At 66.6% G+C, this 18,325-nt stretch carries 18 protein-coding genes; all 18 read right to left on the minus strand.

What is annotated here, in order from left to right:
- Positions 1-12: 12 nt before the first annotated feature.
- Positions 13-1,722: a flagellar type III secretion system pore protein FliP gene (fliP, locus tag B2747_RS14670; protein ID WP_291162486.1), complete on the minus strand. Its 1,710-nt coding sequence runs from the start codon at positions 1,720-1,722 to the stop codon at positions 13-15.
- A gap of 65 nt (positions 1,723-1,787) precedes the next feature.
- The gene (gene fliN, locus B2747_RS14675; RefSeq protein ID WP_291162488.1) at positions 1,788-2,219 is read right to left on the minus strand and encodes a flagellar motor switch protein FliN; all 432 of its coding nucleotides are present in this window, start codon (positions 2,217-2,219) and stop codon (positions 1,788-1,790) included.
- Complete coding sequence (locus B2747_RS14680; RefSeq protein ID WP_291162490.1) at positions 2,216-3,220, minus strand: flagellar motor switch protein FliM; 1,005 nt, start codon at positions 3,218-3,220, stop codon at positions 2,216-2,218. Before B2747_RS14680 ends, fliN begins: the two co-directional genes overlap by 4 nt.
- Before the next feature lie 24 nt (positions 3,221-3,244).
- Complete coding sequence (locus B2747_RS14685) at positions 3,245-3,787, minus strand: flagellar basal body-associated FliL family protein (RefSeq protein ID WP_291162492.1); 543 nt, start codon at positions 3,785-3,787, stop codon at positions 3,245-3,247.
- Positions 3,788-4,007: 220 nt separating this feature from the next.
- A complete protein-coding gene (locus B2747_RS14690; protein WP_291162494.1) occupies positions 4,008-5,525 on the minus strand; it encodes a flagellar hook protein FlgE in 1,518 nt (505 codons plus the stop codon).
- 25 nt (positions 5,526-5,550) lie between these two features.
- Positions 5,551-6,372 (minus strand): flagellar hook assembly protein FlgD, encoded by an 822-nt coding sequence (locus B2747_RS14695; protein ID WP_291162498.1) that lies wholly within the window; start codon positions 6,370-6,372, stop codon positions 5,551-5,553.
- A complete protein-coding gene (locus B2747_RS14700; protein WP_291162501.1) occupies positions 6,372-8,603 on the minus strand; it encodes a M15 family metallopeptidase in 2,232 nt (743 codons plus the stop codon). The genes B2747_RS14695 and B2747_RS14700 overlap by 1 nt, the downstream gene beginning before the upstream one ends.
- Positions 8,604-8,608: 5 nt before the next feature.
- Positions 8,609-9,337 (minus strand): magnesium transporter MgtE N-terminal domain-containing protein, encoded by a 729-nt coding sequence (locus B2747_RS14705; RefSeq protein WP_291162504.1) that lies wholly within the window; start codon positions 9,335-9,337, stop codon positions 8,609-8,611.
- Positions 9,334-9,840, minus strand: coding sequence for a flagellar export protein FliJ (fliJ, locus tag B2747_RS14710; RefSeq protein ID WP_291162507.1), 507 nt, complete (start codon positions 9,838-9,840; stop codon positions 9,334-9,336). The genes B2747_RS14705 and fliJ overlap by 4 nt, the downstream gene beginning before the upstream one ends.
- Positions 9,837-11,210 carry a FliI/YscN family ATPase gene (locus B2747_RS14715; RefSeq protein ID WP_291162510.1) on the minus strand — a complete coding sequence of 458 codons (1,374 nt, stop codon included), beginning with the start codon at positions 11,208-11,210 and terminating at the stop codon, positions 9,837-9,839. Before B2747_RS14715 ends, fliJ begins: the two co-directional genes overlap by 4 nt.
- Positions 11,210-11,872, minus strand: a complete 663-nt coding sequence (locus tag B2747_RS14720) for a FliH/SctL family protein (RefSeq protein ID WP_291162513.1) — start codon at positions 11,870-11,872, stop codon at positions 11,210-11,212. Before B2747_RS14720 ends, B2747_RS14715 begins: the two co-directional genes overlap by 1 nt.
- 10 nt (positions 11,873-11,882) lie before the next feature.
- Positions 11,883-12,926 (minus strand): flagellar motor switch protein FliG, encoded by a 1,044-nt coding sequence (fliG, locus tag B2747_RS14725; RefSeq protein ID WP_291162515.1) that lies wholly within the window; start codon positions 12,924-12,926, stop codon positions 11,883-11,885.
- Positions 12,927-12,931: 5 nt separating this feature from the next.
- A complete protein-coding gene (gene fliF / locus B2747_RS14730) occupies positions 12,932-14,539 on the minus strand; it encodes a flagellar basal-body MS-ring/collar protein FliF (protein ID WP_291162517.1) in 1,608 nt (535 codons plus the stop codon).
- 10 nt (positions 14,540-14,549) lie between these two features.
- The gene (gene fliE, locus B2747_RS14735) at positions 14,550-14,864 is read right to left on the minus strand and encodes a flagellar hook-basal body complex protein FliE (protein WP_291162520.1); all 315 of its coding nucleotides are present in this window, start codon (positions 14,862-14,864) and stop codon (positions 14,550-14,552) included.
- Positions 14,865-14,898: 34 nt separating this feature from the next.
- Positions 14,899-15,297: a hypothetical protein gene (locus tag B2747_RS14740; RefSeq protein ID WP_291162524.1), complete on the minus strand. Its 399-nt coding sequence runs from the start codon at positions 15,295-15,297 to the stop codon at positions 14,899-14,901.
- A 137-nt stretch (positions 15,298-15,434) separates the two neighbouring features.
- A complete protein-coding gene (locus tag B2747_RS14745; protein WP_291162525.1) occupies positions 15,435-16,046 on the minus strand; it encodes a flagellar basal body rod protein FlgC in 612 nt (203 codons plus the stop codon).
- On the minus strand, positions 16,046-16,351 hold the full coding sequence (locus tag B2747_RS14750; RefSeq protein WP_291162528.1) for a hypothetical protein: 306 nt from the start codon (positions 16,349-16,351) through the stop codon (positions 16,046-16,048). The genes B2747_RS14745 and B2747_RS14750 overlap by 1 nt, the downstream gene beginning before the upstream one ends.
- A gap of 279 nt (positions 16,352-16,630) precedes the next feature.
- Positions 16,631-18,139, minus strand: a complete 1,509-nt coding sequence (locus tag B2747_RS14755) for a sigma-54-dependent transcriptional regulator (protein WP_291162531.1) — start codon at positions 18,137-18,139, stop codon at positions 16,631-16,633.
- Positions 18,140-18,325: the final 186 nt, after the last annotated feature.

Raw genomic sequence — 18,325 nt, forward strand, 5'->3', positions numbered from 1 at the left:
GCAACCGCCGTGCTACTTGAAGCTTTGCACCAGGCTGGTGATGGTGAGACTCCACCCGTCCACGAGCACAAAGAGCAGCAGCTTGAAGGGCAATGAAATCATGGCCGGCGGGAGCATGAACATGCCCATGCTCATGAGCACCGAGGCAACGACGGCGTCGATGATGATGAACGGCAGGTAAATGGCGAAGCCGATCTGAAAGGCCGTGCGCAACTCGCTCGCCACAAAGGCCGACATGAGCACATGCAGTGGCACGTCGTCGACCGTGGCGGGGCGTGGCATGCGGCTCATCTCGATGAAGGCCTTGAGGTCCGACTCACGCGTCTGCTTGAGCATGAAGGCTCTGAGCGGCTGCACACCGGTCTTCATCATCTCCACCTGCGTCATCTGCCCATCGAGCCAGGGCGTGACGGCCGTGCGATTCACTTCGGCGAGCGTGGGGCCCATGACAAAGCCTGTGAGCAGCAGCGCCATGCCGGCCAGCAACTGACCCGGCGGCGCCGTCTGTGTACCCATGGCCTGCTTGAGGAAGTGCAGTACGATGAGGATGCGGGTGAAACCCGTCATCATCAGGATCAGTGTGGGGAGCAGCGTGAGCAGCCCCATCATGACCACGATGCCCACCGTGCCATTGAGACGCAGGCCTTCGCCTTCGCCGTTGCCGCCCAGCTGGATGTCCATCTGCGGCATCATGCGCATGACGGCATCATCGGCAGCGATTGGCGCCGGCGTGGCCGCGGCCGCATTGCCATTGGGCGTGGCAGCGGGCGCGGTGACCATGTTGTTGGTGGGCCGCGTGCTGGCCGTGCCTTGATTGGCGACCGTCGCTCCGTTGCCGGTGCGCGGCTGGGTCTGCGCAGCGGTTTGTGCGGCGCCAGGGGCAGTCGCGGCGCGAGCCGGTGTGGCGGTGCGCAAGGGCTGACGCCCGGCGGCGGCCGGGATGGTGGGCGCGGCCGGCGCGACGGGCGGCTGCAATGCCGGCTGGGTCGCAGTCTGGGTCGCGGTCTGGGTCGCGGTCTGGGCGCTGAGGGCTGGTGCGGCGGTGAGCACCATCGCGCCCACGAGCACGGCCAGTTTGGTGGCGCCGCTCAGCGAGACGCCGAGCATGCTGCGGAAGTCGCGGTCGTTTGAACTGCGGGACGGAGCAGTGAGAAACCGAGGGATTTCGGCGTCTACAGAACTGCAAACTGCGATAGCCTTGACCACAGAAGCCGGTGCGACGGAAGCCATTGGGGCAGCAGCCTCGACGCGAACTGCAGTCGGGGTCGGGGTCGGGGTTTGGGTCTGGGTCTGAGTCGGGGTCACCGCCGACGCGGACATCCCCAATTCCCTGCGCAGCGACTGACCCAGCATCGCGCCGAAGTTCGTCGCGAACCCCGCGGGGGCGATGGGCGCAAACGCCGCCGTGGCCTCGGCGCTCGACTCGAGCGGCATGGGCACCAGGCTCGTCGCAATCACGCGCTGCCGATCGGCTTCATCCAACTCGAACAGCGGACGCACACCGCCGTCACCAACACTGAGTGCCATCACCTTCTCGCCCACGCGCACCACCGCGAGCCCCGTCTTGGGACCGAGTGGCACACGCTGCACGACTTCCACCGGCACTCGCGTGCGCGCGCGCAACGGCCCGGCTCCCCAGCGCTTGAGGCCCCAGAGGCACAAGGCCCCGAGCCCCAGCACAAAGGCCAGCGCAGCAACGACTCCGAGTCCGGCGATGAACATGCGAGCGAGATCCGTGGATCAGGTGGTAGGCGGGACGTAGTCGCTGACGAAGGTCGTCATGCGTGTCACGCCGCGTTGGCCGCGCCAGCGGCCGCAGGATTGGCCAGCACACGCGTGATGCGCACACCGAAATGCTCGCCAAGCACCACCACTTCGCCTTCCGCGAAGCGACGATCGCCGACGTAGATGTCGATGGGCTCACCGGCCAGGCGATCGAGCTGAATGACCGAGCCGCGACCGAGGCGGAGAATTTCCTGCACCGTCATGCTCGTGCGGCCGAGCTCGATGGACACGGGCAGTGTGAGATCGAGCAGCATGCCGATGGGCACCTCGGTGCTGCCGAGCATGGTCTGCTCGAAGTCGGTGAGTTGCGGCGCACGGGCGGTCGATGCCGAGAGCGGCGCGGCCGATTCTTCCTTGAGCGACGAGAGCGGCTGACCGGCAGCCTTGGCCGCCTGCGCGCTGGCCACCAGCGCGTCGATTTCAGCGGGATTCATGCGGAAGTCCGGGAGTCGGGGGTCGAAGCGGTGGGCAGGGCATCGACGATGCGCACTGCCAGGTTGCCGTTCACGCGGCCGGCGTGGCCGATGAAGCGTTCCTGCAGACCGGCACGCACGAGAACGCGGGCGTCCTTGGGAATGCCGGTGGGGATGATGCTGCCCTCGGCGATGTTCGCGAGGTCACGCATGGAGAGCTGGAAGTCGGGGAGGCGCGCGGTGAGCGGCACCTTGGTGGCGCGCAGCGCGGCTTCACTGCGCAGGCGCGTCGTTTCGCGCTCCTGCTCGTTGGTGGTGAGCAGCGCGAGACGCTGCTGACCACTCGAGGTGAAGAACTTGTCGAGCACCGAGAAGGGAAGGCAGAGCAGCAGCAGGCTGCTCACGTTGCCCGTGCTGAACTCCACGTTGGCCACCAGCACCGGATCTTCACGGTTGACGACCTGGAGGATTTCCGGCGACGATTCGAAGCCCGTGATGTTGATATCCATGGGCACATGGTCCTGCCAGATTTCCTGCAGAAGCGCGGCAACCTTGTCGGCCACGCTGCGCACGGCCATGCGCTCGATGGGCGTGAGGGCGCGCGTGAGGGCGCTGCCACCGCCTTCGCCACCGAAGAGCCGGTCCACGATGTAGGTGCTGAACTCGGGACCCACGTCGATGACGCCCTTCTGCCCCGTGCCCGCAATGTCGAAGATGAAGGACGAGCAGGGCATGGGCAGCGAGAGCGTGAACTCACCGAAGGAGAACTGCTCCACGCTCTGCAGGCGCACTTCGATCTGTCCGCGCACGCGCGAGATGAGCCAGGCTTCGAGGCCCTTCACCAGACGCTCGTACATGGCTTCCAGCGTGCGCAGGCGCTCCTTGGAGACGCGGTGCGGACGCCGGAAGTCGTAGACCTGCACATCGAGGCCCTGCGTGGCGAACGACGCCGTGTTGCGCGACGTGCCGCCGCCACCGAGCAGGCGGTCGATGTCGGTTTGTGAGAGGGTTTCCGAGCTCATCGCGGTATCGGGAGGAAGGGCCGCTTACTGAACGACGAACTGCGGGAAGTAGAGGCTCTTGACGGCCTTCTTGCCGAAGCGGGCGGTCACGGCCGTGTGCAATTCCTTCTTGAAGGCCTCACGCCGCGAGATGTCGGTGAGTTCGTCCACCGACTTGGTGCCCAGCGAGGTGAGGATGATGTCGCGCAATTCGGCGTCGCGATTCTTGAAGTCTTCGGCGGCCTTGGCCGAGCCGACTTCCATGGCCACGGTGAGCAGCAGGAAGCGGCTACCGCCTGAGCCGGCCGGGTTGAGCACCAGATTCTCGAGCAGGTGCACCGGGGTGGCGGCGCCTTCCGCGGTGGAGTCTTCTGCCGCCGCCTCGTCTTCGGCGCCGGCGGAATCGGCATGCGCGACCACGGGGGTGACTTCCTTGCCGAGCTTCTTGGCCACCATGGGGCCCAGGAAGGCGGCGCCGGTGCCACCACCGACGGCCAGGCCCACGGCCACCATGCCGATGAGCAGGGGCAGCTTGGGCTTGCTGGCGGGGGCGGCTTCTTCAGCGACCTGAGCGTCTTCGTTGGCCATGGGAACGTTCGGAAAAAGGGTGATCCTGACGTTCCCCCATAAAGCAGCCCCCGTGCCAGCGTGGAGCCGGCCCGGGGGCGAGATGTATAAGCTATTGAAATTGAACGCTTTAGCGCAACTTCCGGAGGGCGGTTTGGCGAGGGAACCTCCGGCCGGACACCCGGCAAAACCGGGCAGGTCTGGCGCGGTGCGGCACCTTTTGCCTAGTCGCCCTCAGTCCTTAGCGTTTGATCTGCATCAGCTCCTGCAGGATTTCGTCGGAGGTGGAGACCACCTTGCCGTTGGCCTGGAAGCCGCGCTGGGCCACGATCATGTTCGTGAATTCCTGCGCCAGGTCCACGTTCGACATTTCCAGGGCGCCGCTGGTCATCTGCGACTGGGAGCCTTCGAGGGCGAAGCCGAGCACGGCGCCGCCGGAGTTGGCCGACTCCTGGTACATGTTGTCGCCGATGCGCTGGAGACCGGACGGGTTGTTGAAGTCGGCGAGCACGATGCGGGCCAGCGGCGAGGTGGTGCCGTTGGTGAAGAAGCCCGTGATCAGACCGAAACGGTCGATGGAGAAGTTCTGCAGCGTACCGGCCGTGAAGCCGTTCTGGTCGCGCAGCACGGCGGTGGAGGCCGTGGAGGCGAACTGCGTCAGACCGTTCACGCCGCCGCCGAGCTTGAGGTCGATGCGCACGGCATTGGCACCCGGCACGGCGAAGTTCAGCGTGGCCGAGATGTTGGTGTTGAGGATACCGGCGTTGTCGAACGTGAACGTGCCGCTGTTCTCGCTGGCCGTGGCCGTGTCCGGGCTCATGAAGTAGCCGACCTTGATCTGCGAGTTGATCGGCATGTTGGCCGTGAACGTGATCTCGCCCGATCCCGGATCGAAGGTGAAGTCGGCCGGTGAGTTGTACTCAACGCCCGTGGTGCTGTACACCTTCACGTTGGCGGGCAGGATTTCGTAGCCGGCCGGCGGCGTGGGCAGCGCGATGTTGCTCGGCGGCGAGTTGCCGTCGGTCTGCACGTCGAACTGCTGCGACGACGCGATGGGATCAATGCGCCAGTCCCAGGAGTTCGGGCCGGTCTTCCACATCTGCAGCTTGATGTCGTGCTTGGTGCCCTGCGAGTCGTAGACGGCAATCTGCGATTCCGTCCAGGCCTTCTCGTTGATGGGCAGCGAGCGATCGAGCGGGTCGTTGAAGTCACCCTGGAAGATGGGCGCCGAGGCGTTCAGGTTGCCGGCGAGCGTCGCTTCCGTGGTGGGGTTGGCGGAGACCTTCTGGCCGAAGGGCAGCTTGATGTCCTGGATGCCGTCCTGGATCTGGCCGTTGTCGTACATGCGGCCCTGGACGATGAAGCCGTTGGCCGGCGAGACCAGCTGGCCGAGCGCGTCCACCTGGAAGTTGCCGGCGCGCGTGTAGAACGACTGGTTGCCCTTGCGCACGACGAAGAACGAGTCGCCCTGAATGGCGATGTCCGTGTTGAGACCGGTGGTCTCGAGATTGCCCTGGTTGAAGATCTGGTCGATGGACCCGATCTGCATGCCGAGACCGATCTGGATGGGGTTGATACCACCCTGATCGCCGGGCGGACGGCTGGCGCCCTGCAGGAGCTGGGCGAAGCCTTCCTTGAAGGTCACGCGGCCGGCCTTGAAGGCCACCGTGTTGACGTTGGCGATGTTGTTACCGATCACGTCCATGCGCACCTGGTTGTTGCGCAGGCCGGACACACCGGCGTAGAGGGAACGAAGCATGTTGTGGTCCTCGGGTCAGGCGCGATCAGGCGCGGATCTGGGTGAGTCGGGACATCGGAACCGACACCTTGTCGCCGATGGTCAGGATGGGGTTACCGTCTTGGTAGCGCATGCCGGTAATCCGTCCGGCGGTGTACGTCGTGGTTTCCGACCACGGGCCGCCATCCTTTGCGACCTGGAACTTGTAGGTGTAGGTGCCGGGCTCGAGCTTCGGGTCCCAGACATAGTCGCCCAGCTTGAACGAATGCTGCCCCGCCTTGATGTCACCCACGATGGCCATCCCGACGGTTTCGCCCTTGTCATTGGTCATCACGATGCGGCCCGTGCCGCTGCGTCCTGCGGTGTCAATGAAGATCTCGCCATTGCCATCCTTGTCGACGAAGGCGTTGTTGCCGGGCGTGACGCCCACCTTGCCGACGGTGGCCATGGCCATCTGGCCCTCGATGAGCTGCGCGAGTTCATCGGCCCGCTCGTTCTGCGTTTCCTCGAGCGATTCGATGGCATCGGTCATCGCCGCTTGCGCGGCCTTCGTCTCATCCATGGTCTTGTTCATGGCGATGAGCTGCTCGACGGTGGAGAACTGCGCGAGCTGCGCGGCCATGTCCTTGCCGTCCATGGGGTTGAGCGGGTCCTGATTCTTCAGCTGCGCCACCAGCATCTTGAGGAACTCATCGCGCCCCATGGTGCCGTTGGTGGGCAGCGACGTGCGCGGCGCGGAGGGCTCGGCCGGCTCCTTGGGGGGCTCGGCTCCGGGCACCGGCGACTGCGTCTGCTGCTTGTCGGTCTCCTCGTTGGCCGTGGTGTTGTAGGCCGGCGTGGAGAACATGCTGCGGACAGCGGTGATCATCACTCGTTTCCGAAGAGGGTGAACGCGGGACGCGGCGCTCCCTGCCGCTGCTGCTGCTGCTCCTGTCGATCATCACGGGCACGCGACGACGAATCGCGGCGGGCCTCGTCCTGGTACTCCCGGGCGGGTGTGCGCTCGCGCGCACTGTTGCCCGACTGCTGATCCGGCGTGCTGCTCTGGCCGGTGTGCCCAACCCGCTGTGCCTCACGCTCGCCGGAGACGGCGCGCGAGAGCTCCACGGAGTCGGTGCTGCCGTTGCTGCGGATACGCAGGCGATCGCTCTCGAGGCCGTGACGACCCAGAGCATCCTGCAGGTCGGCGGTGCGCAGCCGCATGCGGTCGGCCGTGCTCGCGTCGGTGGTGATCTGCGTCTGCACCGTGTTGCCGCGCACATCGATGGTGATGCGCTCCTCGATGCCGGGCGCACTCTCCACGTTGAGCGTCATGCGATTGAGTGGCGTGGCCGGGGCATCCGCGCGCATCTGCTGGATGTCGGAGACGCGCTCGGCCTGCGTGGACGCCGGGCTGCCACCCACCTGCGCGGCGCGGTCGGCGCCGGTCACGCCTGTGTGTCCGGGTGTGCCGGAAGGTCCGCCAAAGGCGCCGAAGGCTGCCTGGTCATTGCCGCGGCCTTCGCCAAGTTGTGCGTCCTTGCCCAGCGCCTTGCCGTTGTTGAGCGGCTTGCCCGATTCATCGCGCTCACCGCGGCCAAAGGCATGGCCGTGACCCTGATGACCATTTGAGGAGGCTGCCTGCAGCGTGGCCGTGCCCGAGGCAAACGCCTCCGCGCCCGTCGCCGCTGCGGCGCCCTGATCGGCCACCCGCGCCACGCCAGCGACACCGGCCACGCGGGCCACCGAGGCCACGCCGCGGCCATTGGCCGTGTCCTGCGGAATGCGCGCATCGACCTTCGCACGCGCTTCGGCGGCGCGATCCACCGGCGAGGAGGCCGAAGGCAACTCGAGATGCCCGGGGTCCTTCATGCCCAGCGTGCGCAGCCCTTCCTCACGCGCGATGCGCTGGAGGCGGGCAAAGCCGGCGGCGTTGTCCCACGAACCATCGATCATGACGTCCACGGCTTCGCCGCGCGTGTGCGCGGAGTCGCGGGTCCAGGTCACGACCGGGCCGGAACGCGTGCGACCCTGCGCAAACAACCAGTCCTGTCGCTCCTGCGACCGCGTGGTTTCCACGAGCGTCACGTCGTGTCCGTATTCGTTCTTCATGCGCTCCATGACGCGCTCCACACGCGCGCGCAGCTCGGGGCTCAGGCCCTCGAGCGAGCGGTCGGCGGTGGCCACGTCGAGCGAGGTGACTTCGGCGGCGGTGTCGGCGCGCAGGATGCCATTGCGCAGGGCCGCGGCGCGGCTGCTGGCAGCGGCGGGCAATGCGGCGTTGGTCCGGGCATCCGTCACCGGATCGAGTGCGGCCCCGGCTTCGTTCATGAGGGCGCGCGCGGCGAGGCGCGCGCCTTCTGGCGTGCCGGCCTTGGCAATGAGTGCATCGAGCTGTGCGCGTGTGTTTGCGCCGCGCGTGTCGCCGAGCGCCAGCAGTTGTTCGAGCGAACTGCCGCGGCTCGAGGCCACACGCGAGAGCACTTCGAGGGCCTTGTCGTTGTCCATGCCCTGCAGGCGCGACGCCGCACGGGCCAATCCATCGAGTGAACCCTGCACGCCCTCACGCGCCTCGTTTCCGCGGGCTTCGCGGGCGCGGGCGTAGGCCGGCAGGTCCACGACATCGCTCGTCGGGTCCGCATCGCTCTGCTTCTGCAGCATTCCGTAGCGCATGGCATCGCTGGCTGCGCCCGCACCACCAGAGGCCATGGCGGAGGCTGCGTCTGAGGCGTTGGCGGCCGTGCCGGGTTCAGCGACCTGCATGGCAACGGGCGACGCAATGTCCTGGGAGGGCGTATTGCCGGCCGCTTCTTCGAGCAGACGGTCGACGAGTGACGCACTCTCGTCGGGCAACTGTTGCAGGAACTCGTTCCGCACCTGCTGCCCGGCGCCCGCCAGCAGCGCGAGCAGCGCGGCAAACTCGGGGCTCTTGCTGCGGATGCGGCGGTCGCTGCCTTCCTCGCGATCATCGACGCGGGAGTCGCTGCCCGTGTCGTCCGAAGCGCGTACGTCAGTCGAACGGACGTCGTTGCCTGCCAGGTCACGCACACGCGCGTTGCGCGGTGCCGTCGCGCGCGCCGGCTCGGCGCTGCTGCGATTGGTGGCGGTGAAAATGTTCATGGCGCTCACGGCGTGACCGCTCCTGGCGCCTTGACAGCACCCTTGGTGATGGCGGCGGCGCGAGCTGCCGGAAACGCGGCGAGAATGGCGGCGGCCTGCCGGTCATTCATCATGGCCAGGATGGCGCGCACATCGCTGTCGGTCATCTGATCGAGCACCTTGGCGGCATCCTTGGCATTCATGGCGCCGAAGATCTTGGCCAGACGCTGCTCGGGCAGTGCGGTCTGCAGCGCGGCATCCCGCGCATCTTTCACGATGGTGGCGGCCCGCGTGGTGGACGCGGAGGGGGCGGCAGTGTTGGCAGCTGGTGCGCCAGCCGGTGCGCCAGCCGGCGTGCTTGCTGGCGGCGTTGAAGGCGCGGCAGCAGCGGTCTTTGCGGCCGCCATGCCCTGCGCCACGGTGTTGGGGGCCGGCTTGGCACCGGCGTTCTTGAGGGCCTCGCGGGCTTCAATGAGCGCGCGCAGTGAATCGGCCGGCGTCAGCGGCAGTGCGGCATGCGCGCTGTCGACCGCGGTGGAATCGGCCAGTACGCTATCCGCGTGCGCGGCGTCGTTGTGTGCGGCCTCCGCGTCGGCGGCCTTGGCCAGCGAGTCTGCCGGCAAGGTCTTCAGGCTGTCGGCAATTCGCGCCGAGTCGGCGGCGTACTTTGCCGAGGCCTGCATATAGGCGTAGCCCGACCCGCCGCCAAGGCCGGCCAGCACTCCGATGACAATGGGGATGAGCAACTGCTTCATCGCGCGGTTCCATCACGGTGGTTCGTGCCATCGGCGGAGGTGCCGGGAGGCGCGTCCTTCGTATCGAGCTTGCGAGCGAACTGCATCAGAGCGACTTCGTCCATCCGTACGCGGTCCTTCTGTGCCTCGTCCGATCGCCAGGCCTCGGCGTGCCGTTCCCTGAGGCGATCAAGCACGCGGCGATCACGTGCGGCTTCCTCGAGCAACGATTGGGCCTGGTGCACACCGGCGTCCGCGTGTTTCACCACGTCGTCGGCGACAATCAGTCGTTCATCGAGAGAAGCGAGAACCGTGCCAAGCTGGTGGAGGTGCCCGATACGGGGGGCGGCACGGGTCGTGGAATGCAGCTGGGCGTGTGAATCGGCGCGCAGCGAGGCAATGGCGTCCTTGGCACGCTGCGCTTCGTCCGCGGCGGCCTGGGCGGCCGCCAGTTCCCGCGCTTTGGCCTGCTCATGCTGCTCCCGCAGTTCGAGAATGCGCTGCAGGCGGAACTTGAAGCTCACGGACGTCTCCGCACGGCCGACTCGATCTGTTCGGCGATCTGGGCCAGCGCCTGGTAGGTGTCACCGTAGTGCGTGATCTCGTCCGGCCGCTGCTGCAGGAACTCCAGCACGTGCTGGCGATACACAATGGCCGCGTCCACGTAGGGATCGCTGCCACGCTGGTAGGCGCCCACCATGATGAGATCTTCCTTCTCGCGGTATGCGGCCTCGAGCCGCAGCATGGCACTGCCGGCGCGCTTCTGGACCTCATTGGTGATGAGGTCCTTCACACGACTCTTGGAGTCGAGCACGTCGATGGCGGGGAAGTGGTTCTGTGCCGCCAGGCGACGCGTGAGCACGATGTGCCCGTCGAGGATGGAGCGGGTGGCGTCGGCCACGGGCTCGTTGAAATCGTCGCCGTCCACCAGCACGGTGTAGATGCCCGTGATGCCGCCGCGCTCGCCGTTGCCGGCGCGCTCGAGCAGACGTGGCAGATTGGCAAACACGGACGGCGGATAGCCCTTGGTGGTGGGCGGTTCGCCGGTGGCGAGACCGATTTCACGCCAGGCCATGGCCACACGCGTGACGGAGTCCACCATGAGCAACACCTGCTTGCCCTGATCGCGGAAGTACTCGGCAATGGCCGTGGCCACGAGTGCACCACGGGCGCGCACGAGCGCGGCCTGATCGCCGGTGGCCACAATGACCACCGAGCGGGCCAAGCCTTCCGGACCCAGCGAGTGTTCGAGAAACTCACGCACTTCCCGACCACGTTCGCCGAGCAGCGCAATCACGTTCACGTCGGCCTGCGCGTGACGCGCAATCATGCCGAGCATGGTGGACTTGCCCACGCCGGAACCGGCGAAGATACCGACGCGCTGACCACGACCGATGGTGAGCAGGCCGTCGATGGCGCGCACACCGGTTTCGAGCGGACGATCGATGGTTTCGCGCACCAGCGGATTCGGCGGCTCGGCGCTGAGCGGCACACGCTCCACCGTGTCGACTTTGCCCTTGCCGTCGATGGGATGACCAAGGCCATTGAGCACGCGGCCCAGAAGACCGGGTCCCACATCCACGCCGAAGGTACGGCCAAGCGGCTGCACGCTGGCACCAGCATGCAGGCCGTCGAGTTCGCCGAGCGGCATGAGCAGCACGTGACGCTCGTTGAAGCCCACGACTTCGGCGAGCACGGAGCGATCGCGCGAATGACTGGTAATGCGGCAGAGTGAACCGAGGCCCACATCAATGCCGGTGGCTTCGACGACGAGGCCCACCACGCGGGTGACCTTGCCGTAGCTGCCGAAACGTTCGGTGCGCGCGAGGCGCTCGCTGAGTTCGTCGAGCGCGCTGGGTTCGCCGCGCAGATAGCTGGCAAAGGCGGCAGACATCAGGCCTGGATTCCGCCAAGGCTGCGGTAGGCGCGTTCGAGGGCCGTGTCCACGCGCCCATCGATGATGCGCTCACGGCCTTCGGTGAGACAGCCACCGCGGGCCACGTTGACGTCGGACATCCAGCGCAGGCCACGCTGCGTGCCGAACTCCTGTTCGATCACGCGGCGGCAGGCTGCAAAGTCGTCCGGATTGAGACGAATGGTGATTTCCTGATCGATCGGATACTGCTGCACCGCGTGCGACACGAGGTCGGCCACGAGCGACGGGTCGGCCTCGATCTCGCGTTGCAGCACATGCTGCGCCACAATGACCGCGAGCGCGGCAATGTTCTCTTCGATGTTCGACACCCAGCGCGCTTCGTGCATGGCAATCGACTCGGCCGCCTCGCGCACCGCTTGCAGTGCGGCGCCGATGGTGGGTTCGAGCGACGCACGCGCGGCCTGTTCGCCGTCGGCGCGACCACGCGCGTAGGCCTCGGCCTCGATGCGCGTGCGTTCCGCGGCCATGCGCATGGCGAAGCCGGCTTCGATGGCTTCGAGTGAGACCTGTGGTGCGGGCGCCGGTGCCTCGGGGGCCGGAGCGTCCGGCCCACCGAAGTACACATCGGCCGCAAATTCGTCGAGCGACCAGGGCGAAGCGTTGGCAGCAGCAGAGGGCATGCGCGGCGGCTCAGATGATGACATCGTCGGTGCCGGCGCTCAACACGATCTCGCCGGTCTCCTCGAGGGCGCGGACCTTGGACACGATGTCCGTCTGCGCCGCCTCGACGTCGCGCATCTTGACCGGGCCCAGGAACTCCATCTCTTCCTTGAGGCCGGCCACCGCACGCTGCGACATGGTGGCCATGATCTTCTGCTTGAGCTCGGGGCTGGCCGCCTTGAGTGCCAGCGCGAGCTGCTTGACATCGACTTCGCGCAGCAGGCGCTGCAGGGACTTGTCGTCGAGCGAGGTGAGATCCTCGAAGACGAACATGAGGTTCTTGATCTGATCGCTGAGGTGCGGATCCTTCTCGGCCACCAGGTCGAGCACTTCCTTCTCGAGCGACGAGCTGACGAGGTTGAGCACCGCGGCCACGGCCGCCGGTCCACCCACGCTGGACATGCCCTGCGAGAACGCGAGGTCCGCCTCGTTGCCGATGGCGCGCTCGACGAGCGAGATCATTTCGGGCGACACCTTCTCCATGCGCGCAATGCGGAACATCACCTCACCACCGAGTTCGGGTTCGAACTCGCGGATGATGGCGGCCACGTGCGAGGGGTCGAGGTGCGCCATGATGAGCGCAATGGTCTGCGGATGTTCACCGCGCAGCGTGTTGCCGAGCTGCTGCGGATCGGCGCGGCGCAGACGACCAAAGCGATCGCTGTCGGCCAACTGGCCCTGGATACGCTTGAGGATCTGCTGCGCTTTGGCCGGACCGAAAGCCTTTTCGAGCACGTCCTTGGCGAACTCCACCCCACCGGTGCTGATGGAGTCCACGCCCAGCGTGGTCTCGAGCCAGTCGGCGAGTACCGAGTCCACCGTGGAAGGCGGCACGCGGTCGAGCTGGGCCATTTCCAGGGCCACGATTTCCGCTTCTTCCGGATGCAGGCCCGACGTGAGCTTGGCGGCGTGTTCGGAGCCGATGGCCATGCAGAGAATGGCGACCTTCTGGCGTCCGGTGAGACGCTCAGGGGCCCAGCGATCGGCGTTGGCGTTCTTGGAGAGGGCGATCATGCTCATTACTGACGCAACCAGTTGCGGGTCACCCGCAGCGCCGCATCAGGACGCTGCTCGACGGTGGCGATGGCCTGCTCACGCTCGGGTGTGGTTGGTGGGGGCGGCAGGCGGATGGCGCGGCGCTGCTCCTCGACGTAGGCGTTCTCGTCCATCATGTCGGCCTCGTTGTTCATGCCCGAGGGCAATCCCTGCATGGCGGCCTGCATCTGCGTGCTGGCGGGCAGCTCTGCGTACTGCGGACCGGCGGGCAGGGTGGCCGCGTTGTTGCCGGCGAGCTTCTTGGACTTCTTGGGGCGGAGCGCCAGGACCATGACCAGCGCGACGAGGACGAGGCCAGCGATGGCCGCAATGGCCACAACGGGCTTGGGGTTGGCCTGAATGCGTCCCAGCATGTCCTGCGGCGCCGGCGTGCTGTCCACGCGCGCCACCACCGTCTTGGGCATGTCGAAGGGTGCACTCACCACGGACACCATGTCACCGCGCGCGGAATCGACACCGAGCGCCGTGCGCACCAGCGATTCGATCTGCGCGAGCTCTTCCGGCGTGCGCGGCGTGAACACCGGCTCGGCGGTGGCCGAGGTGTCGGCCGCGTTGCGCGTCATCTTGTCGGCCACGAGCACGGCGACGGTGAGCTTCTGCACGTTGCCGATGGCACCGCTGAAGGTCTCGACGCTCTTGGTGTTTTCGTAGGTGACGGCCGACTGCGTGTAGCCCGCGCCCTGCTGCGGCGTGCTGGGCGCCACTTCCGACTTCTGCTCAACCGCAATGGCCTGGCGGTCGGGATCGACGGCCTGAACGGTGCGCTCGACCTTGTCGAAGTTGATGCTGGCCGAGACCTGCACGCGCGCATTGCCCGAGCCCACGAGGCTCGTGAGCAGATCACGGGCCTTGGCTTCCATGTGCCCTTCAACTTCCTTCTGCACCGTGAGCTGGCGACTGGTGAGACCGGCGACCGAGCCTTCGTCCTGCATGGTGAGGGCGCGGCCGCGCTCGTCCACCACGGTGACGTGTTCCGGGGTGAGTCCGCCAACCGATGACGCGACGAGACTGGCGATGCCCTGCACGGTCTCCGGCGCCGGTGAGTTGCCGTTGCTCATGCGGAGCGTAACCGAGGCCTTGCTGGGGCGCTGGTTCTGCGTGAAGAGCTGTTCGTCCTCGAGGGCGAGGTGCACCTGCACCGTCTTCACGTTCTGCATCTTGCCAATGGTGCGCTCGAGTTCTCCCTCGAGAGCGCGGCGGTAATTGACCTTCTGCGTGAAGTCCGTCATGCCCCAGGAGGGCTTGTCGAACAACTCGAGGCCCGGACGACCACCGCCCGGCAATTCACCGGCGGCGAGATCCACGCGCGCGCGCGCCACGTCCTGGCTCTGCACGAAAATGGTGGTGCCGGAGGCGTCGAGTTCGTGCACGATGCCCGCTTCCTGCAGCTTGTCGGTCATGGCCTTCACACTCTCCACCGGCACATTGGCGAAGAGCGGCACCATGACGGGGCGCGTGGCCCACTGCGACACGTAGTACACACCGGCCGCGATGACGAGGCCAATGGCAATGATGGCCGTCTGCCGCGGGCCGCCGAAGCGGCTGGTGATCGATTCGAGGAGGGGATTCATCGCGGGTGGCTCAGGACTGCATGCTGATCACGGAGCGATACGCCTCGACGACCTTGTTGCGCAGCTCGATGAGCATGTCGAGGGCGATGCCGGCTTCTTCGCTGGCGGCCATGACCTGATGCAGCTCCACGTTTTCGCCATTGGCGAAGCGCTGCGTCAGATCGCCGGCGTTGTCGCGCGTGTCGGAGACTTCGTTGATGACGCGGGTGAGCGTCTTGCCGAAGGAGTTGTCGCTCGTGCCGGTGACCGGCACCTGCACACTCTGGCCGCGATCCTGCCCGAATTCGGGGAGGCTGCGGGTCAGGAGATCGAGACGGGTCTGCATGGTCGGGTCGAGGAAACGCGTGAGCGACGGAGAATCAGGCGCGGACGTCGAGACGGATGCCGCGGGCGGCGGGCGGAGCGGGCGGTTCGGCCGTGGCGGCCTTGTAGCGACCGTAGGTGAGCGGGCCCATGCTCGCCGTCTTGGCGAAGAAGTTCCGCTCTTCGGTGGTGAGCACGCTCCAGAACGCGGGGTCGGTGCCGGCCGGCGCTTCGGCCGACACGGGTGACTGCGTGGCCTGCTGACCGGCGATGGGCGTTTGCGGCTTGAGCGCGTTGGCGTTGGCCTGAGCGTTCGCGCGCGCGAGCCCCTGCTGCGAGGCGAGGGCTGCACGATCCAATCCCTGTCCATTCGCGGCGCCGCTGCGCGCGGCATCGCTGCGCGTGGCGCCGAGGTTGGGAAGCAGCGGAGAGTTGTTGATGCCGTTGATGCTCATGGGATCGTGACGAGTCGAAGCGGGAAGGAGACGTGTGGCGGACCGGGGACCGAAGTGCTGTCGGAGAGGAGGAGGAGGAGGTGACCCCACATCGATCCCCGGACCCGCTGCACGTGTCTACATCAGTGAGAAGTCGATCAGATATCGAGCGCCGCGCGGAGCATCGACTTGGCGGTCTGGAAGACGGCCGCGTTGGCTTCGTAGATGCGCTTGGCATCCATGAGCTTCACGAGCTCCTGCGTGGTATCGATGTCGGGGTAGCGCACATACCCGTTGGCGTCGGCGTCGGGATGACCGGGCTCGTACACGAGACGGCCTTCGCCCTGGTCTTCGGCCACACCGGCCACACGCACGCCGTATTCGCCGCCGAAAGCGCCGGGGCCTGTGCCGCCCGCCGTGGGCAGCACCGGCACTTCAATGGCGCGCGGGGCGTCGCCGGTCATCGCGGCCGCGCCGCTGCCCACCACACGCCCCGAGCCGCCGGGCGCGGTGGCATCCGGCAGACCGAGGTCGAAGGTGGCGTTCTGCGCCGTGGCGGCTTCGAGCACCACTTCGCGGCGCTTGTAGGGCTGACCGTCGGCGCCGCGCGTGACGTCGGCGTTGGCGATGTTCTGGGCAATCGTTTCCATGCGCTGCCGCTGGGCGCTGAGACCGCTGGCGGCAATGCCCATGCTGCGGAACATCGGGCGCATGACGGGCTGGTTGGGCACCGGGAGCAGGCCGGGCGCCTTGATCGGTCCAATCGGCATCAGCTGCCACCTCCGCCGCCCTTGATGGCGGTGCGCAGGCTGGCGTAGGTCTTTTCGAGCAGGCGCGACGTCGCGAGGAAACGCAACTGTTCGTCGGCCAGCGCGACCATCTCGTCTTCCACGTTGACCGGGTTGGCTGCCGTGGTGCCGTTGCCAGTGCGGGCTTCGAGGGCGAAGCCGTCACCGTTCTGAAGCGTCGCCTTGGAGACGCGATCGGCGATGCCCCGCGAACGTTCGACGCTCTGGTCGAGCGCCGACTTCAGCGAGGTCGCGCGGGTGGTGCGATCGATGAGTCCGAAGAGCATCAGCAGGTCCGGGTGAAAGAGCGAGGGAATCCGGACCTCTCAAAAGCAAACCCCAGGCCAAAGAACTGCGGCTTGGAGTTTTGAGTGTTGATGTTTGAGCTAAGTTGTTGTTTTTGTTGGGGTTGGGGTTCTGGTCGGGGTTGGGGTTGGGGGCGTTCCAGGGTTCAGGGGGCACGACAAAAACCGGCCGGCAGGAATTTTCTGCCGGTCGGTTGGTGACCCAAGTTGCCGATTTAGGTTGGGACTGGCGACGCGAGCCGCTCGCGCCGATCCGACGACCTATTCGTCGTCGCTTTCCTTGCCGGGGCCATTGAGCTTGTTGCGCAGGGTGCGCACGCTGATGCCCAGCAGTTCGGCGGCCTTCGTGCGGTTATTATCGGCAGCTGCCAGCGCATGCTGAATAAGCACCCGTTCGGCATCGGCCACATTGAGCGACGCGAGGGCAATGGAGCCCGACGCCGGCGTAGCCGTTCCGCCTGCCGTGCCGTTTGCGGCGGACGCGACGCCCGGAGCGCCGGGCGCGGCGGCGGCCCCACTGACAGCCAGTACCGGCACGGCACCCTGGCCGGGCGTGGCAAAGGCCCGGGGTCGCATGTTGGCCGACCCCAGGGAATGGGCCAGACCGAAGCGGGTGCCTTCGAGGCAGTGCGGCTGGATGATGGGGTCGGGGGTCAGGATGACCGCCCGTTCAATGACATGCTGCAGTTCACGCACATTACCGGGCCAGGGATAGGACTGCAGCGCAGCGAGTGCCTCAGGCGAGAGCCCCTCGATCTTCTTGCCCATTTCCGCAGCCACCCGCATGGCAAAGCGCAGAGCCAGCAGCGGGATATCCTCCGGCCGCTCGCGCAGGGGCGGAATGAGGACCGGGATGGTGGACAACCTATAATAGAGGTCCTGCCGGAAGGTTCCGTGATCCGCCTCCATGGCCAGATCGCGGTTCGTGGTGGCAATGATACGGACATCCACCTTGATGGGTGCCGTTCCACCAACCCGCTCAAACTCCTGTTCCTGCAGGACGCGCAGCAGTTTGGCCTGCAGGTCGAGCCGCATTTCGGAGATTTCGTCGAGCAGCAGCGTACCACGGTTGGCCCGCTCAAAGGCGCCTTCCACCCGCTTGATGGCACCGGTGAACGCGCCCTTTTCGTGACCAAAGAGCGCCGATTCCACGAGGCCTTCAGGCAAGGCCGCGCAGTTGAGCTTGATGAAGGGCTTGTCGCGGCGTTCCGACTGATCGTGAATGGCGCGGGCGAAGAGCTCCTTGCCGGTGCCCGACTCTCCCTGCAGCAGCACCGTGGCGCGGGTGGGCGCGGCCATGGACACGGTCTGCATGATGCGCCGGATGGCGGCCGAATCACCCAGAATCTGGCGCTCGTTGCGGAACTGCATGACCTCCTTGCGGAGGGCCTCGTTCTCGCGGCGCAGGCGGACAAACTCCAGCGCCTGGTCCACCGCCAGTTCAAGCTGCTGCGGGCGGACCGGCTTGGTGATGTAGTCAATCGCGCCGGCTTTGATGGAGGCGACGGCGTGCTCGATGCTGGCGTGTCCCGTCAGCATGATGAGCGGGATGTCGTAGCCTTCCCGGGTCAGGAGCTGAATGAACTCGAGACCGGTGAGCCCCGGCATACGGTAGTCCGAGATGATGAGGTCAACGCCTCCTCGTTCAAGGACTTGCAGGGCCTCGGGCACCGAGCGCGCCCCCACGGCGGTATGTCCGGCCTGCGCCAGCGAATCCTCGAGGATGAGGCCTACCGCTGGTTCGTCGTCGACGTACAGGATCGTGGCCATGCGCGGCGAATGGGGACGTTTTTGCCGAGCAGCCGCCGGGCGGCAGGGGAGGTCCCTGGCTCGGCGCACTGCACGTGAGGGCGGTGCCGGCGTGGTGACGTTGCCGCCGGTTGTGCGTCACTGCGATAGGAGTGCCAGCTTCGCACCCGGCAAAATTAGCCGCTTTACCTGAAAAACGCGAAAGGT

Source organism: Gemmatimonas sp. UBA7669, assembly GCF_002483225.1.
Taxonomy (GTDB): domain Bacteria; phylum Gemmatimonadota; class Gemmatimonadetes; order Gemmatimonadales; family Gemmatimonadaceae; genus Gemmatimonas.